Origin of the sequence: Bacillus mesophilum, assembly GCF_008923265.1 — a bacterium.
GTDB lineage: Bacteria > Bacillota > Bacilli > Bacillales > Cytobacillaceae > Cytobacillus > Cytobacillus mesophilum.
Genome location: NZ_WBOT01000007.1, coordinates 42,498 through 64,827, shown reverse-complemented (window position 1 = coordinate 64,827; position 22,330 = coordinate 42,498). Strand labels below are relative to the sequence as shown.

Sequence of the window (22,330 nt, the reverse complement as noted above, 5' to 3'; positions counted from 1 at the left end):
ACGATGTTTCCAGACAATTCAATTTACATAGTTGGAGAAAGCAAGACATCCACTAATAATGCAATTACACAGCAATATAACGGTTTTTTTATTGCTCTTGTTGTCAATCGGGACAGTGGTGAAATTTTGGATGCTGAGTGTACTTCTACAATCGATATCACATCCAACTTTGTCAAAGCGATGTTTACATCCAAATACATTACAGATCTCGACTTTTTATTAGAGGAAATTGAATCTAGGTATTTTGGCTCGTCCCAAAAAGCGCTCATGGTTGCATTTAAAAATGCAAATATTAAATACTTGCAAATAATGAATAAATAGCTGCTTCTTCTGCTTACACAGATGAAATCCAGCTGTCAGAGGAAATAGATATCCACTCTGGCAGCTGGATTTTTTTCGTAGATTGATTTTAAGATTACTCTTTTATATTAGCAATATCGGTTGTGCCCCAGTGAGAAGGAAGTATAAGAGCAACTACGCCTCTGTCTGCGTCTAACGACTTGCCATTCGGCGAGTTTTCTTTACACATTCCTTGGAGGATCACTGAGGACAGGGAAGAAAAATCGACGCAGTGCCTCAGTGAGAAGGAAGTATAAGAGCAACTAGGCCTCTGTCTGCGCCTAACGGCTTGCCACTCGGCAAGTTTTCTTTACACTTCCTTTGAGATCATCGAGGTTATGGGAGCAGATTCGAAGTAGCTCCTCGATGAGAAGGAAGTATAAGAGCAACTAGGCCTCTGTCTGCGCCTACGGCTTGCCACTCGGCAAGTTTTCTTTATATTCATTGGGTTTTTGTCATATAATCTAACAATTTATGAAATGGGTTTGGTAGAGAGAGAAGGGGGTTTTGGATTTGAAGTTTTATATTTCGGTAGATATGGAAGGCATTACGGGTTTGGCGGATTATACGCATGTGGATTCATCCCGGCATAATTACGAGCGAGGCCGGATTTTAATGACAGATGAAGCAAATTATGTGGTAACTGAAGCGTTTCAGCAAGGCTGTACAGAGGTGCTGGTGAATGACAGTCATTCGAAGATGAATAACCTGCTGATTGAAAGGCTGCATCCGGAAGCAACTGTGAATGTGGGGGATGTAAAACCTTTTTCAATGGTACAAGGTTTGGATTCCTCATTTAGCGGAGCTGCCTTTGTAGGCTATCATGCTCGGGCATCGATGAAGGGTGCGATGTCTCATTCGATGATTTTTGGTGTAAGGCATATGTACATAAACGATATGGCCATTGGAGAAATGGGCTTTAATGCTTTAGTGGCAGGATTTTATGGGGTTCCGGTCCTTTTAGTAGCAGGAGATGACCAGGCTGCATTAGAAGCAGAAAAGCTCATTCCAAATGTCACTACCGCCATCGTAAAAAAAACAATCTCGAGGTCAGCGGTTCAATCGCTCACACCGGCAAAAGCAGGTGAACTGTTACGGGAAAAAACAAAAGAAGCATTAGCAAATAGGGAAAATGTAAAACCGCTCGTGCCGCCTTCCAATCCAGTTCTTCGCATTGAATTTGCCAATTACGGGCAAGCCGAATGGGCAGCATTAATGCCTGGTACGGAAATTGAAGAAGGAACTACCATTGTTAAATTTCAAGCAAAGGACATTCTTGAAGCTTATCGTGCCATGCTCGTTATGACAGAGCTAGCGATGCAAACATCATTCTGTTAGGAGGAATCGGGATTTGGCCAAGTATATACTAAAACGTCTCATCGCTATGATTATTACACTTTGGTTCATTATTACATTGACGTTCTTTTTAATGCACTCCATTCCTGGTTCGCCTTTCAATGAGGAGCGTGCAACAAGTGAAGCTGTTCAGGAAAATCTAGAGAAATTTTATCAGCTGGACCAGCCATTAATTGTTCAATACGGAAACTACCTCAAATCGGTGGTGACGTTTGACTTTGGCCCTTCAATAAAAAAATCATCACAGACCGTTAATGAGATGTTAGGCAGAGGGTTTCCGATTTCCTTTGAGCTTGGCATTGTCACACTGATAGTTGCTGTAATATCAGGAATTACCCTTGGTGTCATTGCTGCTCTCCGACACAATGGTTTTATCGATTATTTGGCGATGACGATAGCCGTTTTGGGCATATCCATCCCGAACTTTGTATTGGCTACGATGCTCATTCAGCAGCTTGCTGTTAATTTTCCGATCTTTCCAGTGGCAACCTGGTCAAGCACAATGCATATGGTACTGCCTACATTCGCTTTAGCAACGGGACCGATGGCGATCATTGCCCGCTTAACCAGATCGAGTATGCTGGAAGTTTTAACACAGGATTATATTCGAACAGCTAAAGCAAAAGGATTATCTCCAGTGAAAATCATTTTTAAGCATGCGTTAAGGAATGCCTTACTTCCGGTGGTAACCATTCTCGGATCACTTGCAGCAAGTATTTTAACTGGAACCTTTGTCATTGAAAAAATCTTTGCCATCCCTGGAATGGGCAAGTATTTTGTCGAAAGCATTAACCAGCGTGACTATCCTGTGATTATGGGAACCACTGTCTTTTATAGCTCTATCCTGATCATCATGCTTTTCTTAGTCGATATTGCTTACGGCATTCTTGATCCGCGCATTAAGCTGCATAAAAAGGAGGGGATTTGATGGAATTGGGGAAGCAGCAAGATCCAAACATAGCACATGAAATTCCCGATGAATGGTTTACCCCAAAAAATAAGGATGAAAGAGCAGCGGAGGCAGTCGTCCGTCCTAGTCTCTCTTATTGGAAAGATGCGTGGCGCAGATTGCTGAAAAACAAGCTGGCTATGGCAGGGAGCTTATTTTTAGTACTGTTAGCGATTATGGCTATTATTGGGCCGATGATTTCTCCGCATGGTGTCTCACAGGGGAATTTAGTAAATCAAAATCTGCCGCCTTCATCTGAATACTGGTTTGGAACAGATGAGCTTGGCCGCGATATTTTTGCAAGAACATGGTATGGAGCAAGGATCTCCCTTTTCGTTGGAATTGTTGCTGCTTTAATTGATTTTATAATAGGCGTTATTTATGGAGGTGTATCAGGCTATAAAGGCGGAAGAACCGATAATCTTATGATGCGCTTTATAGAAGTCTTATATGGTTTGCCATATTTGCTTGTTGTCATTCTTATTAGTGTAGTGATGGGCCCAGGCTTGTTCACCATTATTTTCGCCTTGTCTGTTACAGGCTGGGTTGGGATGGCTCGAATTGTTAGGGGACAGGTATTGCAGCTGAAAAATCATGAATTTGTGCTTGCTTCAAAAACATTTGGCACAAAAACGCCCCGAATCATCCGGAAAAACCTGCTTCCAAATACAATGGGCCCGATCATTGTTCAAATGACTTTAACTGTTCCATCCGCCATTTTTGCTGAAGCATTTCTTAGTTTTCTGGGTCTCGGCATACAGCCGCCATTAGCAAGCTGGGGTTCTATGGCAAATGACGGATTGTCCTCTATTTTATCCGGACACTGGTGGCGGTTATTTTTCCCGGCATTATTTATTTCTTTAACCATGTTTTCATTCAATGTGCTTGGTGATGGGCTCCGGGATGCTCTCGATCCAAGGCTGAGGGGGTAGACAGATGGAAAAAACATTAGAGGTAAAGGATCTTCATGTCGCATTCTCAACCTATGGGGGAGAAATAAAAGCAGTCAGGGGTGTTTCTTTTGATCTGTATAAAGGAGAAACTCTGGCGATTGTTGGAGAATCAGGATGCGGGAAAAGTGTTACTTCTCAAAGTATTATGCGCTTAATCCCAAGTCCTCCAGGAAAAATCACAAATGGTTCAATCTTGTTTAAGGGAAGAGATTTAACAAAGGTGAAGGAATCTGAAATGAGGGAACTTCGCGGTGCTGATATCTCCATGATCTTTCAGGACCCAATGACGGCATTAAACCCAACCATCACAGTGGGGGAGCAAATTATTGAAGCGATTATACAGCATGAAGGAATTTCGCGAAAAAATGCAAAAGAACAAGCGTTAGATATGTTAAAGCTTGTGGGCATTCCGAATCCGAAGGAGAGGCTGAAGCACTATCCTCACCAATTCAGCGGAGGAATGCGACAGAGAATAATGATTGCCATGGCACTCGTCTGTGAGCCAGAGGTGCTGATAGCTGATGAGCCGACGACTGCTCTGGATGTGACCATACAGGCACAGATTCTAGACTTATTTAAGGAAATTCAAATGAAAACAGGTGTCTCCATTATTTTGATTACGCATGATTTAGGTGTAGTTGCTCAAGTTGCAGATCGAGTTGCCGTCATGTATGCAGGCAAAATCGTTGAAGCAGGCACACGCAGAGAGATTTTTTACAACCCGCAGCATCCTTACACAAAAGGGCTGCTCAACTCTGTTCCGCGTCTTGATCTGGAAGATGATGAATTGATTCCAATCATGGGTTCTCCGCCGGATTTATTCTCACCCCCGGCAGGCTGTCCTTTTACAGCCCGCTGTGAACATGCAATGGAGGTGTGCAGCAGAGCTTATCCTTTCCAAACGAGATTGACTCAGGAGCATCATGTGGAATGCTGGCTTCAGGATGAGAGGGCAAAAGCGCTGCTTGCCAGATAGCTGAGATAGCTTCTTTCACGCAAAGTGAGAGTTCTATATAAGGAAAATAAAAAATAATAGCAAATAAGGGGGAAAAAGAATGAAAAAGCTGTTGTCTTTATTTTTGATGGGTTTGTTGGTATTTGTGCTTGCTGCGTGTACGGCCAATGAGAATGCAGGTAATGAAACAGAACAGCCTGACGGAGAGGATACCGAAACTGCTGAAAAAGTATTGTACTTAAATAACGGGCAGGAGCCTACATCGTTTGATCCGCCAATTGGTTTTGATTCCGTTTCATGGCAGGCGCTAAATAACTTAATGGAAGGTCTGACGCGTCTTGGGAAGAATCATGAGCCAGAAGCAGCTATTGCTGAAAATTGGGATCTTTCTGATGATGGAAAAACCTATACATTTCATATCCGGGAAAATGCAAAATGGTCGAATGGCGATGATGTAACAGCCGGTGATTTTGTTTTTGCCTGGAAAAGACTTTTAAACCCTGAAACGGGTTCACCAGCTGCATTTCTTGGCTACTTTATTGAAGGCGGGGAGGCATTTAATAACGGAGAAGGCTCAGCAGATGATGTGGCAGTGAAAGCTGTTGACGAGAAAACCTTCGAAGTGACGCTAATCAGTCCTCAAGAATATTTCTTAAGCGTTATCTCTAATCCGGCATTTTTCCCGGTAAATGAGAAGGTAGCTGCTGAAAATCCAGAATGGTTCGCAGAAGCAGAAACGTTTGTCGGAAACGGGCCTTTCAACTTAGCAGAGTGGGAGCATGACAGCCATTTCATAATGGAGAAAAATGACCAATACTGGGATGCGGAAAATGTAAAGCTTGATAAAGTACATTGGGCAATGGTTGATGATACGAACACAGAATATCAGATGTTCCAGGCTGGTGACCTTGATACATCAGATGTGCCTGCAGATTTAAGTGAACAGCTTTTTGGTGAAGGAAAGGTTGAGGTTGTCGATCAGGCGGGAGATTATTTCTATCGCTTTAATGTAACGAAGGAACCTTTCCAAAATGAAAATATTCGTAAAGCATTTGCGATGGCAGTTGATCAACAGCAAATCGTTGATTTCGTGACAAAAGGACAGGAAAAGCCAGCTTATGGATTTGTTTCTTATGGATTTACGGATCCTTCCGGCAACGATTTCCGTGAAACAGCAGGAGACCTTGTGAAGACAGATGCAGAAGAAGCGAAAAAGCTTCTTGCACAAGGAATGGAAGAGGAAGGCTATGACACGCTTCCAGAAGTAACACTGACATATAGCACAAGTGATGCGCATAAAAAGATAGCAGAGACACTTCAGCAGATGTTTAAAGATAATCTTGGAGTAGAAGTTCAGCTGGCGAATATGGAATGGAATGTTTTTGCGGAGGAGCAATCTGCATTGAAATTCCAGCTTTCACGCAGTTCATTCCTTGCTGATTATGCAGATCCGATCAATTTCCTTGAAAACTTCCAAACAGGACATTCAATGAACCGAACAGGCTGGTCGAACGCTGAATATGATCAGCTTATCCAAAATGCAAAAAATGAAGCAGATGAGGCAGCTCGCTATGACATGATGTATGAAGCAGAAAAGATTTTAATGGATGAAATGCCAATCATTCCAATACATTTCTATAACCAAGTGTTTATGCAAAATGAGAGTGTGTCTGGTATTGTCCGCCATCCAGTTGGCTATATGGAGTTAAAGTGGGCAGATAAGAACTAATTGTAAAAGCATTGGTGGGGTGTTCTGCTGAACATCCCTCCGTCTGCTTACTGTATTCAAACCTTGCAAATGAGACTAACACAGCGAATGAAGGATGTGACAGCAATGAAAGAAATCAAACCGCAAAGGCTGCAAAAAGGAGATACGATTGGGATTATTTCACCTGCCAGTCCTCCTGATGTAAAGAATTTAGAGCGATCTTTTTCTTTTCTGGAGCAGCTCGGACTAAAATATAAAGTCGGAAACCATGTGTATGCTCAGAACGGTTATTTGGCTGGAGAAGATGATGAAAGGCTGAAAGATTTGCAGGAGATGTTCCTGGATCAAGAAGTGAAAGCTATTTTCTGTGCTGGCGGCGGTTATGGCACTGGCAGGATTGCTGCACAAATAGATTATGAGCTTATTAGAAATCATCCAAAGATTTTTTGGGGCTATAGTGATATTACGTTCCTGCATACGGCGATTAGACAAAAGACAGGATTGGTCACTTTTCATGGTCCGATGCTTGCATCGGACTTGGGAAAGGAGCATGCAGACGAATGGTCAAAAAAATATGTCAGTCAGCTGTTTGAACCGCAGGAGCTTCGTTACCCAGAGCATCTCTCCAAACTGGAAACCATTGTCTCAGGCACCGCGGAGGGTGAATTAATTGGCGGCAATCTTTGTTTAATAACAAGCACACTTGGGACTGCTTTTGAGGTTGATACAAAAGGTAAGCTGCTGCTGTTAGAAGATATTCATGAAGAACCGCGCAATGTCGACCGCATGCTAAACCAGCTGCAGATGGCAGGGAAGCTGGATGATGCCGCTGGATTTATAATAGGCGATTTTAACGATTGTGAACCAAAAAGGGAAGCATCGCTTACACTTGAAGAAGTAATTGACTATTATATACAAAAAACGAATAAACCGGCAGTGAAGGGTTTTAAAATTGGCCACTGTTCCCCTCACTTCTCTGTTCCACTTGGAGTGAAGGCAGTTTTACATGCTGATCAAAAGGAATTCATCATTGAAAATGGTGTGATATAAGGGTGGGAAAGAATGAAAATAGCAAATATAGAAACATACCGGCTAGCCGTACCGCTTATTAAGCCGTTTAAGACTGCACTGAGAACTGTAGAAACAGCATATGCCGTTGTGGTGAAAATATCCTGTGATAACGGAGTCGTGGGCTGGGGAGAAGCTCCTCCAACTGTGGTCATCACTGGAGAAGGAATGGACAGTATTGAGGCTGCAATCCACCAAGTCTTAAAACCATTTTTAATTCAGCAAGATTTAAATCAGTATGAAACGATTTTTCAAGGAATTCATACACTGCTTGTTGGAAATACGAGCGCTAAGGCTGCTATTGATATGGCTTTATACGATTGTATCGCTCAGCAATGTAAACTACCTCTCTATCAATATCTCGGCGGACATAAAAACGAGATTGAAACCAATTATACAGTTAGTGTAAATGACCCAAAAGAGATGGGGGAGGATGCCGTTTCATATGTACGGCAAGGCTTTCATGTGTTAAAGGTAAAGGTAGGCAAAGACTTAATCGAAACCGATATTGAAAGAATTCAGGAAATTCGCAGGAGAATCGGCAATCATATTAAAATTCGGCTCGATGCCAACCAAGGCTGGAAGGCAAAGGAAGCAGTACGAGCTATTCAAAAGATGGAAGACTTGGATTTAAACATAGAACTAGTTGAACAGCCCGTAAAAGCATGGGATATTGAAGGACTAAAGCAGGTTACTGATCATGTTGAAACACCGATCATGGCAGATGAAAGTGTGTTCACACCCAAACAGGCCTTTGAAGTAATCAAAACAAGAAGTGCGGATCTAATCAATATAAAATTAATGAAGTCAGGCGGCATTTATCAGGCACAAATGATTAACCAGCTCGCCGAAATTAATGGAATGGAATGTATGGTCGGCAGCATGATTGAAACACGCATTGGCATTTCAGCCGCAGCTCATTTTGCAGCAAGCAAGAAAAATATCACCCGTTTTGATTTCGATGCTCCGCTTATGCTGGCACAAGATGTTGTAGAGGGCGGCATTATTTATAATGGAAGAAAAATTACGCTTCCAAATTCATTTGGTCTTGGAATAAGCAATATACAGAAGGAGGGAGGTGCTGCAAATGTCAAACAAAGCAAAATGGCGAATTAATGTACCAGTAGCAACCGTTTGGACAACTCCGCAATCAGCGCGGGATCTAGATCAAAAAGCAATTAGCTCTCCAGCAGACATAACAGGATGGCTAAATGGATTATCTTATGAAAACAGTTTGGAACTTTGCAGCAGCAACCTTGTACAATCACAAGTTTTGTATGGCGGGGAAGTGCTAATCGATAGGATTGAAGGAGATTGGGCATATGTGTTCGTTCCCGATCAGCCTTCTTCTAAAGATGAAAGAGGATATCCAGGGTGGATACCACTGGCACAAATAACGAAGGAGATCATGGATATTAAATCTGATTTTTTTGCTGTAATTACGAATAAGAAGGCAGATCTTTTTTCAGAGGAAAATGAATGTCTGCTGGAGCTAAGCTATATGACGAAACTGCCTGTTATTAGTGAGGAAAAGGAATTAGTAAGAGTCAGTACACCAGGCAGCGGTGCGTACCTGCAAAAGCAGGATGTCAGCATTTTCAAATCCATTCAGCGGCCGCTGGGAAATGGAGCATCTATTGTTAAAGCGGGAGAGCAATTTATTGGTCTGCCTTATTTGTGGGGCGGAATGAGCAGTTACGGTTATGACTGTTCAGGATTTGCTTATGCAGCATGCCGGGCGAATGGCTATGATATTCCCCGTGATGCCTCTGACCAGGCGCAGGCAGGATTAAATATTGATTTAGAACAAATCCGGCCAGGCGATCTCTTGTTTTTTGCTTATGAAGAAGGCAAGGGAAAGATTCATCATGTGGGGATTTACTATGGTGATGGCCGATTGCTTCACTCTCCTAAAACAGGAAAAACAATCGAAGTGATAGAGCTGCAGAACACGATATATGAAAAAGAGCTTTGTACAGCACGGCGCTACTGGCGAGAGACGGAGGAATCATAATGGCACATGACGCTCTCTTGGAAGTGAAAAACTTAAAAAAGTATTTTCAGATGGAGAAAGGTGTAATGCTAAAGGCAGTTGATGACGTTTCTTTTGCGATAAAAAAAGGAGAAACATTTGGAATTGTCGGCGAATCTGGCTGTGGAAAATCAACGGCAGGACGCACAATTATTGGATTATACGATCAAACAGATGGAGAAGTACTGTATGATGGGAAAAATGTACATGAAATGAATGACAAGGAACGATTTTCTTTTCATCGCAAAATGCAGATGATCTTTCAAGATCCTTATGCTTCCTTAAATCCGCGGTCTACCGTTCAAGAAATTATTTCTGAGCCAATGGAAGTGCAAGGCTTATATAAGGATAAAAAGGAAAGAGAAGAGCGTATATACCAATTGTTAGAAGATGTTGGACTGAATCGGGATCACGCCAACCGCTATCCGCATGAGTTTAGCGGCGGACAGCGGCAGAGAATTGGAATTGCTAGGGCGTTATCCTTGGACCCTGAATTTATCATTGCTGATGAACCGATTTCGGCCCTTGATGTTTCCGTGCAGGCACAGGTAGTGAATCTGCTAAAAGGGCTGCAGAAGAAGAAAGGCCTGACATACCTGTTTATTGCTCACGACTTATCAATGGTAAAACATATTAGCGATCGGATTGGTGTCATGTATTTGGGGCATCTAATTGAGTTAACACAAAGTAAAAAATTGTATCATAAACCGCTTCATCCTTATACACAAGCTTTATTATCAGCCATTCCGATCCCTGATCCTGATGTGGAGGATACGAGAGAAAGAATCATCCTTGAAGGTGAGCTGCCTAGCCCTATGAATCCGCCTTCGGGCTGTGTGTTTCGAACACGATGTCCGCATGCGATGGAGGTGTGTGCGGCAGAAAAGCCGGAATGGCAGGAAATCGAAGATCAGCATTATGTGGCCTGTCATTTATATGACCCTTCTAAAGCAGGTGATCATGATTGGTCCCAGGTAGCGGCATCAAGATGAATTGGGATCAATTTAATAGAGACGTTCAAAGGCTTACTTCTGCCGCACATGGCAGAGTGAGCCTTTTTATAGAGTCAGATAAAGGTGTAATAGAAAAAGAGAGTCATACCGTTTATCCAGCAGCAAGCACGATAAAAGTCCCTATACTACTAGAGGCTCTTCAGCAGGCTGAGTCAGGGGGAATTGATCTGAAACAGTCTATATCGATTTCTCCTTCCCATATAACAGGAGGAGCAGGGATTCTGCAATCGCTATCCCTTCCAGCGGAGATGAAACTGGTTGATTTACTGTCTTTGATGATCGTTGTTTCCGATAACTCTGCCACAAACATTCTCATTGATCTTCTCGGGCAGAATCAAATCGAGCAGTGTATTAAAAGTATGAATTTGCAAGAAACGAAATTGCAGAGAAAAATGATGGATTTTGAAGCAGGAAGGAGAGGTTTTGAGAATACCACATCCGCTTATGACCTGGGAATTTGTTTGAAGTTTCTTACAGAAGATGGATTGTTAAATGAAGAAAGCCGGGCATTGGGACTGGAAATTATGGGGAGGCAGCAGCTCCGTAAGCTGGCTTATTCAGTATCGAGCAGCGAGATAACTGTGTATGGGAAAACAGGAGAATTGCCTGGTGTTAGCCATGATTGTGCAATATTGAAAAAAGATCATCATTTGCTTTACGGTGTGGTACTAATGGATGGAATCACACAAGCAGAAGAAGCCCTTATTTATTTCAGCCGCTTAGGAAGGCTGATTGAACAATATATGTCTAACCTTTGAAATTCTTTCCGTAGAATGATGAAAAAGGAGATCAGGACACTTGGCGAAGTGGCTTGTGCGTGAAAAAAGACCAAGTCATATTGATTTGGTCTTTTATTCTAAGTATTAACACAGTCATCTAGATTGTGCTGCTATTGATTACTTTTATGATGAAATGGACATTTTCCTGTAATCGGCTCAATGTCGTCTCCTATAAAATACTGCTTCCATTCTCTATGATTTGGATCCCCATAGTGGCTGATGTCAGGATGCTTCGGAAGCCCATCCCATTTTTCTACACGTTCTCTTACCTTTTCGCGTGACATAATACCGCCCTTTGATGTTCCTTCAAGACCTTCAAAGATTCTGCGAGGCTGAAAACCGAGGACAAGACTGTTGCCAAGATCACGCGTCTTTCTTTGCTTATAGGCTGGTGCATTGCCAAATGCGAAGAAAGGTTCGCCAGCAAAAGAAAATGCCCATAAATGGTGGTCAGGATCTGTCGGGTAATCCGCTGGCCAAGGTTTTTGATCTTGATCATGCAAGTATTGAAGAATATTCCAGAAATATTGACGGTAGTGTTCGATGCTCTTTTCTTCCATTTCAGGCTCCACAAATACAAATAAGCCATGGCGTGTTAGTTTAGGTGCATCAAATAGTTTAATAAATTCCTCAATCGCTTTAGGCAATGAAGACCAGTCGTCTTGAGAAATATAGGCATAGCGAAGTTCGCCCTTTTTTTCAGCACTCATCCCAAAATAACAAGGGAACGTTTTATCCGTTACCGTTTTTCTGAAAGTATCATATTCCCGAATGACCCATTCAGGAACGATTTGTTCATTAGTCATATCTTCCTTTTCCAGTAAAAACTTTTGCGATGTTTTCATCGTGCACCTCCAAAAATAAATACATAGATCAATATATGCTCTTATAAACGAGTCCAATTCACACTCTTTTATACCCTCCGCTGCTATAAAACTAACGTGAAAAAATCGATAATATATGCAGCAGAAATCGGAGTTTTCAAGTCTGACAGAATAAAAATTTATATGTATGCAAATTGAAACATATGGTAAAATAATTTGAATGAACATGAAAAGGGATATGATGTCAGTTGAATTTGCCATTTTTCAAAAGTGCTTATGATTCTTTGTCAATGCTTTCTGTATCTCAAGGTTTATTAACAAACTTAAATAATATTGCCTATAAAAGAATTAAGGCGATTTCATGGCTTGTTGTCATTACATATGCTGCACTCCTCTATTTTGGCTTTGTGATGATGGGAGATGTAGCCGATCAAACGTATCTATTTGTTTTGCGATCCTTTCATTTCTTGGTATTTGTCCTATCCGCTTTGTTTCTCCTATTTCATTATTACCGAAAAAAAAGAGCTATTATTTTATCACCGAAAACGTTAAATAACATTGTACATATCTATGCTGCCTGTTACGCCTTTATCGGTTCTGTTTCTTCTATTAATAGTCAGAGGCTGACTGGAAATATAGATTCATATGTTATTATCATCCTTACAATAGGTGCTTTTCTTCCGCTGAAATTTAGAAATATATCCATGATATTAATGGTCAATCATTTCTTGTTTTTAACAGGATTATTTCTTTATGCAGAGAATCAGTATGAGTTTCTCACAAAAGCTTTTAACTCTACTGCGGCTTTAGTTTATGCTTTATTACTTGCTGGAGGAATTTTTTTATATATTAAAAGAGATTATACGCATGTAGGGAAGCTGAAAGAAAATGAGCAAAACTTCAGGAAAATGTTTGAGGTTAATCCCTATCCGCTCATATTGACGAGTTATGAGGGGAAACCGATCTTAACCAATAAAAAGGCTTCACTTTATTTTCAAAGCTTAGTTGAAGATATTCATCTTCTTGGTACCCTCAGCATCTACAATAATCCTTCAGAAAGAGAGCATCTTGTAAGAGAAGTAAAGGAGCGGGGAAGTGTTCATCGCACGCTTGAACTGAAGGGATCAGATGGAAGAAATGTGTGGGCGCTCGTTTTTTGTGAGAAAGTGATTTATGGCGATCAAGAGTGTATATTAACGGGAATTACTGATATTACTCATATGAAAAAGCTGGAGAATGAATTGATGCAAAATGCTTCTATTGATTCTTTAACAGGGCTGATGAACCGCAAATACGGACTCAATCACCTGCAGCTGGAAATAGATCGGGCAGATCATTCAAATAGCACTATGGTAATAGGCTTTATTGATATCAACAAGCTTAAAATGGTGAATGACCGCTATGGTCATTTAGAAGGAGACAATTTAATCAAGTCTATTTGCCAAAGCATTCAGGAAGTCATTGATGAAGAAGATCTGTTTTTCAGATATGGCGGAGATGAATTTGTACTAGTGTTTTTAAACAAAGATTTATTTGGAGCAGAACGCATATGGAAGCAGGCTGAACAGAAATTTGCCGAATTAGATCATCGTGATCATCGGCCTTACAAGGTATCAGCCAGTATCGGCTACTTTCAGTATGAGCCCAATTCTCAATTAACTATTGAACAGATACTGAAGTATGCAGATGATGCAATGTATAAAAATAAAACAGCGAGTTATGAAAGCTTAAATAAGTAAAAGGCAGTGTGGTGAATGGTGCTTCCCATGCTGCCTTTTTTGTAGTGTGTCAAGCTTTAATTGCGCCACGTTATACTAAAAACTGGAAAAACAGTCGCGAATAATCTATAATCGCCCACAATATATCATAAAACTCCATAGCGTGATCTCATTTTCTCAAGTAATCAGCCTGTCAGCACATCTTCCTGCGGATAGCGGATCTTTTGCTGGTCCGGTTTTGCCAGGGTGTATGCCAGTGTTAGCGGACCGATATTTCCTAAAAACATAATAAACATAATAATAAGTTTCCCGATTACCGACAATTCAGGCGTAACCCCCATTGAAAGACCGACAGTGCCAAAAGCTGAAATCACTTCAAAGGCAAGCGGCAGAAAATCTCTCTCTTCAAAAATGGTCAGTAAAAATATAGCCATACAAATAAAGATGAGACTGGTAACAGCGATGGCCAGTGCTTTCATGATGGTCGTCTCCTGTAATCTTTTTCTAAAAATAACTGTATCCTTCTTGCCGCGAATAAAGGTAATGGCAGCTAATAAAAGAATCAGGAAGGTGGTTAATTTAATGCCTCCCCCTGTAGAAGTGCTGCCTGCCCCAATAAACATCAGCATCATCATAAAGAAGGCGGTCGGATCTTCTATCGCAGAAATATCCACTGTATTAAATCCTGCTGTTCTTGGACTTACACCTTGAAAATAAGAAGCAGCAGCTTTTTCCCATAATGAAAGAGGAGCGAGTGTGCCTTCATTATTGTATTCAAGGAAAAAGATGACAAACATCGCCACAATATTTATCACAAAGGTGCCTGTAATCATCATTTTAGAATGAAGTGATAGTTGTCTAAATCGTTTAGCGTAAATGAGGTCTGCAATGACGGTGAAGCCGAGACCTCCAAAAATAAATAGCATCGTAATAACAATATTCATGACCGGATCCCCAACAAAGCCCATTAAACCGTCAGACCATAAAGCTAATCCTGCATTATTAAAGGCGGAAATAGAATGAAAAAGGCTGTAATAAAGACCTTGGCCAAACCCATATTCCGGAACAAGGCGAATGCTGAGTAAGAGCGCAGCTGCAGCCTCGATAACAAAAGAGTAAATCAAAACACTGCGGGCAAGCTTGATAACGCCTCCGAGTGAATTTTGATTCAGCGCTTGCTGTATTAACAGTCTTTCTTTGAATTTAATTCTTTTGCCGATAAGGACATAAATTAAAACCGCATAGCACATAACCCCAATGCCGCCTATCTGCATGAGAAACATAAGAACAATTTCACCGAATAGAGTAAAGGTAGAGCCTGGGTCAACTGAAGCGAGCCCGGTAACAGTAATAGCTGAAGTCGATATAAAAGCAGCATCAATCCAAGATACGCCTTTCTCCGTTGCAATCGGCAGCTTCAATAGGACAGTGCCTGCCAATGCGCATAAAGCAAAAACAGAAACAATCAGCTGGGCAGGATTTAATGTCCAGTATTTAGTGTTCATTGGATACCCTTCTATCTCCCAATGGTTGTGGGGTATTATTTGATTCTAAAAATACGCCCGTCACTAAATATTGTCAATATCTATTTTTAAGGAACATCTCAAACAGAAAAAGACACAAACCGAATCTAGTAAATCGCGGTTTGTGTCTTTTTCTGTTTAATATAAGTTGTGCTTGTAGCTTAGGTCTAAGGAAGTTTGAATTTTTTCACTATCAAGGTCTTCCATGTTGATGTGGGCTGCGAGCATTTTAGCAGGCTGCGGCAGCTGCTCCTTTGTGCTCCAGGATTCTGGCTCCCATAGTTGAGAGCGCTTAAAGGCTTTAGCGCAGTGAATATAGCACTCTTCTACTTCTACAGCGATGCCGAGCTGAGGAGACTTTCCGTTAACAGCCATCTTTTCAAGAATTTCAGCATCTTGAATAATAGTCGCAGAACCGTTAATCCGCAGCGTTTCTCCTAATCCAGGAATGACAAAGATGAGTCCGATATTTGGGTTTGAAAGGATATTGATGAGTGAGTCCATTTTTCGGTTCCCAGGTCTTTCTGGAATAACCAAATGTTTCTCATCAAGCACATGTACAAAGCCTGGAGCATCCCCGCGAGGCGAGCAGTCACAGCGTCCAGTTGAATCAGAAGTTGAGATAAACACAAAAGGTGATTTCTCCATAAAGCTTCTGCAATGATCATCTAAGAAAGATATCGTTTTATTTAACACCGTGATTCCTGGTGTTCCTGCAATACTATGAAGCTCTTCTATTGACTTTACAACCTGATTAAACTTAATGGTATTCTCCCCCTAACATGTTCTTATTTAAATAGTAACATGCTCAAGGTGGAAATTGGGCAAAAAAAGAAGTCAGTGATAATCATCACTGACTTCTTTAGCAATTTCTATTATTCTCCTAAGTAAGCGTTAAACATCCAGATATGTGTATCTAGTGCAGCCATTAAGCCTACTGCGAAGTCGTTTGTTAAATCATCGTTTTGTTCTGCTGCAAGTGAAGCTAAGTCTTCCAGTTCTTTCTTTAACTGAGTGTAATCTGCTGCTAAGTTTGCAACCATCTCACTAGCTGTAGCAGGTGCTGTATCTTCCGTTAATGTGGAAGTGTTTAAATACTCCTGCATAGTCGATACAGGCTTGCCGCCGATTGCAAGTAAACGTTCAGCAGCTTCATCTACAACGTTAGCTGCTTCATTATATAATTCTTCAAATTTAGCATGCAGTGCAAAGAAGTTAGGACCTTTTACATACCAGTGATAGCGATGCAATTTTGTGTAAAGAACACTCCAGTTAGAGATTTGTACGTTAAGTGCTGAATATAATTTTTCCATTATAAAAGCCTCCTTATTAATCTTATAAGTTAATTATAACAAATATAAAAATAAAATCAATATTAAATTATAATTATTTTAAATTAATATTTATAATAAAAAACAAAGCGCTGACATCTTGAGAATGTCAGCGCTTTGTTATGTTAATAGGTTTCGTCCTATTTTTTATCAGCAGGTAAAGCAAATAAGCAATAATAACGACGCCTCCGCCAATCAATGTAATTTGTGTAAAATGTTCCTGGATATAGGGTCCAGCTTTGGCACCAAGGTAGAGAATGATCGTTGCTTCTAAAAAGAACCGTGCGCCTCTGCCAATAATAGACCAAATAATTAATACGTTTAATTTAACATTTGAAATCCCAGCAAAAATGGTGAAAATTTTAAAAGGGAATGGTGTAAATGCAGAGATTAATATAGCCATTGCTCCGTATTTAGCAAAGTATTCTTCTACTCTGATAATCTTGCTTTCCGAGATAATGAATTTTAAAACAGGTCTTCCAAGTCTTTTTCCTATTACCCAGCCAAATGCAGCACCAAGTACTGAGGCTGCAGTGGTTAACAATGCATAAGCAAAGACTTTGTCCGGATTGGCAATCCCAAGAGGAATTAAGAGAACGTCAGGTGGAATCGGAAAAAAAGAAGAATCTGCAAAGGAGATAAACAATAAACTAAAGACACCATACTCCATTAACCAAACTTCAATACTATGTATAAACGCAGACATATTCTAATGCTCCTTTCATGATCATCATATGCTTGTTCAATCGGGGTTAGACATGTCTTTTTGGCAGGTGTACAATGTTGGGAGTATATGTTTCTAAGCAGAGGGTGATATCGTGGAATACTTTTTCTTTTTTTTATTAGGTGTTTTAGTAAGTGTCATGTCGGGCTTCTTTGGGATTGGCGGGGGGTTTATTTTAACACCATTTTTAATGCTGATTGGTTATGAACCAGTTGAAGCGATCACGACGAGCTTGTTATTTACGATAGGGAGCTCTCTTTCGGGGATCGTTGCCCATTTAAGGATGAAAAATATATATTGGAAGGAAGGTTTGCTGCTGGGAATTAGCGGCATGCTGGCAACACAGATTGCTAAGCCATTCGTTCTGTTTCTTGAAGCACGCGGCTATGATGAATGGGTTATCCCCATGCTGTATATTGTCATGCTTTCCTATTTCTCCATACAGATGCTAAAAAAAGAGAAAGCAGTTCAAAAGGGAATGCAGAAACGTTCACCTGGAATTGGAAAAGTATTAATCATTGGTTTTGGAGCAGGTTTAGTTTCTACAACCCTCGGTGTAGGGGGAGGCTTTATTATTGTTCCATTAAGCGTTGCTTTCCTTGGTTTTCCGTCTAAAAAAGCGGTGGGCACCAGTTTATTTGCCGTGTTGTTCATTGTTTCATCCGGTTTTGTCTCGTATTCCTTTGATGTTCAGATTGACTTGCTCGTAGGTTTAATCTTAGTCGCCGGCGGTCTAATCGGCTCCCAATTTGGAGCCCGTTTAACCAATTTCTTTGCAAACGGGGAAATTACCCGCCTATTAGGAGTATTGTATATATCTACTGTTATTAGTGTCATCATGAAGCTAGTAAACTTCAATACAGCAGGTTTGGCGATTACCGCACTTTTCTTGCTGAGCTTTTTTGTGATTGCCTTTGTGAGAATGCGCAGCAAGAAAAAAACAGCAGGAGAGCAGTAAGTTACATTTTTTCTGGAGCTTCCATTCCGAGGATTTTCATGCCGTTGGAAAGAGTTATGGTAACGGCTTTGACAAGGGCAAGTCTGGATGGAAGCAACTCATCATTTTCCAGAATGTGAACTTTGCTGTAGTATTTGTTAAAGTTTTTGCTGATTTCTAAAAGATGTTTTGCCAGAATAGCAGGGGAGTGCAATGTATAGGACTGGATAATTTTGACAGGATACGAGTTAATGCTTTTTAATACTTCCCAGCTGGCAGAATCAGAAAGTCCGATCACAGAAGCTGGTTCTAATGATGATTTGCGCAGAATGGAGAATGCCCGTGCGTTCGTGTATTGTAAGTAAGGACCTGTTTCGCCTTCAAAGGTCAGCATATCTTTTAGAGAAAACTCGATAGAATTCATCCGGTCATTTTTAAGATCATGAAAAAGAATGGCACCAACTCCAACCGCTTTAGCAATTTCCTTTTTGTTCTCCAGATTAGGATTTTTGTTATCTATGTTTATTTCAGCCAGTTTAATCGCCTCAAGAACGACCTCTTCAAGAAGAATGACTTTTCCTTTTCTTGTCGACATTTTTTGCCCGTCTTTTAAATATAAACCAAATGGGATATGAAAAAGATCATCTGCCCAGTGACAGCCCAGCTTTTTTATGACTTGTTTAACTTGCTTAAAGTGAACTGACTGTTCCTGGCCAACAATATATAAAGCATGATCAAATTGATATTGAGTTTTGCGATACAAGGCTGCTGTAATATCTCTTGTTGCATACAATGTGGCACCGTCCGATTTTTTTATTAAGCAGGGAGGGAGCCCGTCGTCTAAATAAACAACCTCGGCACCTTCCGAGTCCGATAGTAATCCCTTGTCTCTTAGCGCTGAAACGGCGTTCCCCATTTTATCGTTATAAAAGGCTTCCCCCTGATAAGAATCAAAGGAGATATTTAATAGTTTGTAAATGCGCTGAAACTCAGTCAGTGATTCATCTCTAAACCATTTCCAGAGTTTTTCTGCTTCTTGATCTCCATCTTCTAATTTCTTAAAAGAACGTCTTGCTTCTGCCGTAAGTTCTGTATCGTTATTTTCTTCTTCATGAAAGCGGACATATAATTTAAAAAGCTCTTGAATGGGCTGCTTTTCAATTGCTGAAGGGCTTCCCCATTTTTGGTAAGCAGTAATGAGTTTTCCAAACTGTGTTCCCCAATCCCCGATATAGTTGATTCGTACAGTTTGATATCCGCATGCTTCTGCAAGGTTGGCCAGAGCATTGCCGATGACTGTTGAACGTAAATGTCCCATTGAAAATGGCTTGGCAATATTGGGAGAAGAGTAATCCAGTAAGGCGGTTTTGTTTTTCCCGGATTGATTGGTGCCGAATAATCTGTTTTGTTTAAGAACCTCTTCTAAAATCTGTGCAGATGCTGCTTCTTTGGAAAAGAAGACATTCAGATATGGCCCAACTGCATTAGCCTGATGGATTAGGGAGCCTTGAAGCTCCAAAGCGGCTTTTTGTGCAATTTCAGCGGGGTTTTTTCGCAATGCTTTAGCTAGTTGAAAACATGGAAAAGCTAAGTCTCCATGCAGCGGGTTTTTGGGCGTTTCAATAAGTGCTTCAATTTGATCCAGTGACATATGATCATGAAAATGAAGGTTTAAAGCAGAACTGAATATTTTCTTGAAATCAATCATACGAGCTGCCTCCTTAAGATTAAATGTTCTTTTAAAAAACAAAAAAACCCGTCTCTAAAAATAGAGACGAGTTTGAAATACCCGCGGTACCACTCTGATTGTCCAATAGGACCCCTTGAATATACATGTCTTAACGGTCATCACCGCCAGAGCCTACTGATTTTTCAGCACTGGACTCAGAAGTGCGTTTCGAATAAAGGCTACCAACAGGCTCACACCATCCCTGTCTCGCTTTGGTAAACACAGTATCTTACTCTCTTCGTCATTGATTTTAATATTAATACCGTATTATACGTGATTGTAAAATTTAGTCAACATAATTTTTCCCAGATGAGAACATGTAATTTTTCTGATGAAATCTCATTCCAAAGACAAGTCCCATTGCCATCATATTCCCCATAATCGAACTTCCGCCATAACTGATAAAAGGAAGCGGAATCCCCGTAATCGGCAGCACTTGGATGGTCATGCCGATATTCTGGAAGACATGAAAGGTGATCATGCCAATAATGCCAACACAAATATACGTATTAAAAGGATCTGCAGCTTCTAAGGCTGTCTTCGTTAAATGATAGATCAGCAAAAAGAATAATCCAATGACGATACTGGCGCCAATAAAACCATATTCTTCCCCAATGACACTAAAAATAAAATCGGTATGAACATCGGGGATATACACTTGCCGATCATAAAAGCCTTTTCCGGATAGAAGACCAGAGCCGATTGCATGCAAGGAATTATATAACTGCAAGCCATCTCCCTGACGGTGGCCAACGGGATCTAACCAGGCATAAATGCGATACATCTGATACGTATCAACGTATTTCTCAAGGTATTGCGGCGCCCGGATCACAAGATATAATATACCGGCAACAGCTGCGCTTCCAAGAGTGATAATCGGAAGAATCAGCTTCCACGTAATTCCGGAAACGAGAATAATCCCAGTCATGATCGCCAAAATAACAAGCGCTGTCCCTAAATCCTCGACCACAATTAATGCAAATGGAATAAAGGTCAAACCGCCGATTTTTAAAAGGAGCAATAAATCCGTTTGAAACGTTTTGGACACATACTTTTTATGATGACCAACGGTTACTTTAGCTAACGCAATAATTAAAAAGATCTTAAAGAACTCAGAAGGCTGGACAGAACCCAAGAACTTTATTTGGTACCATAGTGTTGCTCCTTTTCTCTCCTCAGCAAGCCATTCTGGAGCAACGAACAATCCAGCCTGCAGAATGAACCCAAACCCAAACAAATACCAGGCAAGCTTCTTTACCTGTTCTGTATCAAAGTACATCACAATGGCTAAGATGACGGTCCCGGCCACATAATTTTTAACTTGGGCGAGAGCGAAATTGACATTATATTGAGAAGTTGATTGCCCGCTGTATATAGCAACACAACTAATGATAAAAAATAAAAACAGCAGCAAGCTTAAATTCCAATCAAAACGTTCTGCAATCCTGTTTTGCCGATTCATTAATAACACCCAGTTCCCTTTTTATCATCTCTATATCTCTATGATATCTCAATGCCAGCAGTCTAAATTAAACATTATTTTCCTTTAGACTAACAAAGCAGAGATAGTCATTCAATACAATCTTTGCAGCAGTGAAAATAATAATCTATCAGTATAGACGAAAATGGAATTAGGATAGTTTCCTTTTTAAATAGAAATGACAAAATGGTTTAAACCAGGTATAGGGAGAAGGGGGAATTCCCGAAAGAGAGGGCGGGTGAGGATTTGGGGAAATAGAACGGCAAAGTAATTCCCGAAAGAGAGGGCGAAGGTCAGTTTGGGGAAATAGAACGGCAGAGTAATTCCCGAAAGAGAAGGCGAGTGTCAGTTTGGGGAAATAGAACGGCAGAGTAATTCCCGAAAGAGAAGGCGAGTGTCAGTTTGGGGAAATAGAACGGCAAAGTAATTCCCGAAAGAGAGGGCGGGTGAGGATTTGGGGAAATAGAACGGCAGAGTAATTCCCGAAAGAGAGGGCGAGTCCCGGTTTGGGGAAATAGAACGGCAGAGTAATTCCCGAAAGAGAGGGCGAGTGTCAGTTTGGGGAAATAGAACGTCAAAGTAATTCCCGAAAGAGAGGGCGAGTGTCAGTTTGGGGAAATAGAACGGCAAAGTAATTCCCGAAAGAGAGGGCGAGTGTCAGTTTGAGGAAATAGAACGGCAAAGTAATTCCCGAAAGAGAAGGCGAGTGTCATTTTGAGGAAATAGAACGGCAGAGTAATTCCCGAAAGAGAGGGCGGGTGCCGGTTTGGGGAAATAGAACCACTGAGTCATTCCGATCGCGAGAGTCCTCCCTATTAAGGGAAGTCGAGTCCCGAATAACCCCCAAAAACAGTTTAAGTGTCAAAGCAAACCATGCTATTCGAGGTTTAGGCCAGCAGAGATAGGGGATTG

20 protein-coding genes and 1 other annotated feature are annotated in these 22,330 nt (G+C 40.9%); of the genes, 13 read left to right on the top strand and 7 right to left on the bottom strand.

The genetic code is table 11. The features are described from left to right. Positions 1–3: 3 nt before the first annotated feature. The 11 genes from F7732_RS18335 to F7732_RS18285 all read left to right on the top strand — a co-directional run bounded on the left by F7732_RS18335 (position 4) and on the right by F7732_RS18285 (position 11,131). Entirely contained in the window at positions 4–321 is a 318-nt protein-coding gene (locus F7732_RS18335) for a DUF3870 domain-containing protein (protein ID WP_151575539.1), read from the top strand. A 531-nt stretch (positions 322–852) separates the two neighbouring features. After that, positions 853–1,677, top strand: a complete 825-nt coding sequence (locus F7732_RS18330; RefSeq protein ID WP_151575538.1) for a M55 family metallopeptidase — start codon at positions 853–855, stop codon at positions 1,675–1,677. Between the two features lie 13 nt (positions 1,678–1,690). Next, positions 1,691–2,623 carry an ABC transporter permease gene (locus tag F7732_RS18325; RefSeq protein ID WP_151575537.1) on the top strand — a complete coding sequence of 311 codons (933 nt, stop codon included), beginning with the start codon at positions 1,691–1,693 and terminating at the stop codon, positions 2,621–2,623. Then, the gene (locus tag F7732_RS18320) at positions 2,623–3,576 is read left to right on the top strand and encodes an ABC transporter permease (protein ID WP_151575536.1); all 954 of its coding nucleotides are present in this window, start codon (positions 2,623–2,625) and stop codon (positions 3,574–3,576) included. Before F7732_RS18325 ends, F7732_RS18320 begins: the two co-directional genes overlap by 1 nt. Before the next feature lie 4 nt (positions 3,577–3,580). Beyond that, entirely contained in the window at positions 3,581–4,573 is a 993-nt protein-coding gene (locus F7732_RS18315; protein ID WP_151575535.1) for an ABC transporter ATP-binding protein, read from the top strand. A gap of 79 nt (positions 4,574–4,652) precedes the next feature. Next, positions 4,653–6,281: a peptide ABC transporter substrate-binding protein gene (locus tag F7732_RS18310; RefSeq protein WP_151575534.1), complete on the top strand. Its 1,629-nt coding sequence runs from the start codon at positions 4,653–4,655 to the stop codon at positions 6,279–6,281. Between the two features lie 87 nt (positions 6,282–6,368). Further along, positions 6,369–7,310: a S66 peptidase family protein gene (locus F7732_RS18305; RefSeq protein ID WP_151575533.1), complete on the top strand. Its 942-nt coding sequence runs from the start codon at positions 6,369–6,371 to the stop codon at positions 7,308–7,310. Between the two features lie 12 nt (positions 7,311–7,322). Next, positions 7,323–8,444, top strand: coding sequence for a dipeptide epimerase (locus tag F7732_RS18300; protein ID WP_151575532.1), 1,122 nt, complete (start codon positions 7,323–7,325; stop codon positions 8,442–8,444). Then, on the top strand, positions 8,416–9,342 hold the full coding sequence (locus tag F7732_RS18295; RefSeq protein ID WP_151575531.1) for a C40 family peptidase: 927 nt from the start codon (positions 8,416–8,418) through the stop codon (positions 9,340–9,342). The genes F7732_RS18300 and F7732_RS18295 overlap by 29 nt, the downstream gene beginning before the upstream one ends. Continuing rightward, positions 9,342–10,352, top strand: coding sequence for an ABC transporter ATP-binding protein (locus tag F7732_RS18290; protein ID WP_151575530.1), 1,011 nt, complete (start codon positions 9,342–9,344; stop codon positions 10,350–10,352). The genes F7732_RS18295 and F7732_RS18290 overlap by 1 nt, the downstream gene beginning before the upstream one ends. Then, the gene (locus F7732_RS18285; RefSeq protein ID WP_151575529.1) at positions 10,349–11,131 is read left to right on the top strand and encodes a serine hydrolase; all 783 of its coding nucleotides are present in this window, start codon (positions 10,349–10,351) and stop codon (positions 11,129–11,131) included. The genes F7732_RS18290 and F7732_RS18285 overlap by 4 nt, the downstream gene beginning before the upstream one ends. Before the next feature lie 131 nt (positions 11,132–11,262). On the opposite strand, the gene F7732_RS18280 is transcribed toward F7732_RS18285, so the two are convergent. Next, positions 11,263–11,997, bottom strand: a complete 735-nt coding sequence (locus F7732_RS18280) for a YqcI/YcgG family protein (protein ID WP_151575528.1) — start codon at positions 11,995–11,997, stop codon at positions 11,263–11,265. Positions 11,998–12,224: 227 nt separating this feature from the next. Here F7732_RS18280 and F7732_RS18275 point away from each other — a divergent pair, with 227 nt between their 5' ends. Further along, the gene (locus F7732_RS18275; RefSeq protein ID WP_151575527.1) at positions 12,225–13,715 is read left to right on the top strand and encodes a sensor domain-containing diguanylate cyclase; all 1,491 of its coding nucleotides are present in this window, start codon (positions 12,225–12,227) and stop codon (positions 13,713–13,715) included. A 164-nt stretch (positions 13,716–13,879) separates the two neighbouring features. On the opposite strand, the gene F7732_RS18270 is transcribed toward F7732_RS18275, so the two are convergent. The 4 genes from F7732_RS18270 to F7732_RS18255 form a co-directional block, all read right to left on the bottom strand. After that, entirely contained in the window at positions 13,880–15,199 is a 1,320-nt protein-coding gene (locus F7732_RS18270) for a TrkH family potassium uptake protein (RefSeq protein WP_151575526.1), read from the bottom strand. Between the two features lie 156 nt (positions 15,200–15,355). Further along, positions 15,356–15,982 carry a pyridoxamine 5'-phosphate oxidase family protein gene (locus F7732_RS18265; RefSeq protein WP_151575525.1) on the bottom strand — a complete coding sequence of 209 codons (627 nt, stop codon included), beginning with the start codon at positions 15,980–15,982 and terminating at the stop codon, positions 15,356–15,358. Positions 15,983–16,092: 110 nt separating this feature from the next. Next, complete coding sequence (locus F7732_RS18260) at positions 16,093–16,530, bottom strand: Dps family protein (RefSeq protein ID WP_151575524.1); 438 nt, start codon at positions 16,528–16,530, stop codon at positions 16,093–16,095. 127 nt (positions 16,531–16,657) lie between these two features. Next, positions 16,658–17,254, bottom strand: coding sequence for a YqaA family protein (locus tag F7732_RS18255; RefSeq protein ID WP_151575523.1), 597 nt, complete (start codon positions 17,252–17,254; stop codon positions 16,658–16,660). A gap of 112 nt (positions 17,255–17,366) precedes the next feature. On the opposite strand from F7732_RS18255, the gene F7732_RS18250 reads away from it, so the two are divergent. Continuing rightward, positions 17,367–18,230: a sulfite exporter TauE/SafE family protein gene (locus tag F7732_RS18250; protein ID WP_151575522.1), complete on the top strand. Its 864-nt coding sequence runs from the start codon at positions 17,367–17,369 to the stop codon at positions 18,228–18,230. A gap of 1 nt (position 18,231) precedes the next feature. Here F7732_RS18250 and argS read toward each other — a convergent pair whose 3' ends face one another. Next, positions 18,232–19,914: an arginine--tRNA ligase gene (gene argS / locus F7732_RS18245; protein WP_192913059.1), complete on the bottom strand. Its 1,683-nt coding sequence runs from the start codon at positions 19,912–19,914 to the stop codon at positions 18,232–18,234. Positions 19,915–19,976: 62 nt separating this feature from the next. Beyond that, positions 19,977–20,192, bottom strand: a binding site (T-box leader). A gap of 32 nt (positions 20,193–20,224) precedes the next feature. Then, entirely contained in the window at positions 20,225–21,400 is a 1,176-nt protein-coding gene (locus F7732_RS18240) for an FtsW/RodA/SpoVE family cell cycle protein (protein ID WP_151575520.1), read from the bottom strand. Between the last annotated feature and the right edge of the window lie 930 nt (positions 21,401–22,330).

What these genes read in the sequence shown, in the direction of transcription:
- F7732_RS18335 (WP_151575539.1), top strand. Translation starts at nt 4, where the DNA reads ATGTTTCCAGACAATTCAATTTACATAGTTGGAGAAAGCAAGACATCC.
- F7732_RS18320 (WP_151575536.1), top strand. Translation starts at nt 2,623, where the DNA reads ATGGAATTGGGGAAGCAGCAAGATCCAAACATAGCACATGAAATTCCC.
- F7732_RS18315 (WP_151575535.1), top strand. Translation starts at nt 3,581, where the DNA reads ATGGAAAAAACATTAGAGGTAAAGGATCTTCATGTCGCATTCTCAACC.
- F7732_RS18310 (WP_151575534.1), top strand. Translation starts at nt 4,653, where the DNA reads ATGAAAAAGCTGTTGTCTTTATTTTTGATGGGTTTGTTGGTATTTGTG.
- F7732_RS18305 (WP_151575533.1), top strand. Translation starts at nt 6,369, where the DNA reads ATGAAGGATGTGACAGCAATGAAAGAAATCAAACCGCAAAGGCTGCAA.
- F7732_RS18300 (WP_151575532.1), top strand. Translation starts at nt 7,323, where the DNA reads ATGAAAATAGCAAATATAGAAACATACCGGCTAGCCGTACCGCTTATT.
- F7732_RS18295 (WP_151575531.1), top strand. Translation starts at nt 8,416, where the DNA reads ATGTCAAACAAAGCAAAATGGCGAATTAATGTACCAGTAGCAACCGTT.
- F7732_RS18290 (WP_151575530.1), top strand. Translation starts at nt 9,342, where the DNA reads ATGGCACATGACGCTCTCTTGGAAGTGAAAAACTTAAAAAAGTATTTT.
- F7732_RS18285 (WP_151575529.1), top strand. Translation starts at nt 10,349, where the DNA reads ATGAATTGGGATCAATTTAATAGAGACGTTCAAAGGCTTACTTCTGCC.
- F7732_RS18280 (WP_151575528.1), bottom strand. Translation starts at nt 11,997, where the DNA reads ATGAAAACATCGCAAAAGTTTTTACTGGAAAAGGAAGATATGACTAAT.
- F7732_RS18270 (WP_151575526.1), bottom strand. Translation starts at nt 15,199, where the DNA reads ATGAACACTAAATACTGGACATTAAATCCTGCCCAGCTGATTGTTTCT.
- F7732_RS18260 (WP_151575524.1), bottom strand. Translation starts at nt 16,530, where the DNA reads ATGGAAAAATTATATTCAGCACTTAACGTACAAATCTCTAACTGGAGT.
- F7732_RS18255 (WP_151575523.1), bottom strand. Translation starts at nt 17,254, where the DNA reads ATGTCTGCGTTTATACATAGTATTGAAGTTTGGTTAATGGAGTATGGT.
- F7732_RS18240 (WP_151575520.1), bottom strand. Translation starts at nt 21,400, where the DNA reads ATGAATCGGCAAAACAGGATTGCAGAACGTTTTGATTGGAATTTAAGC.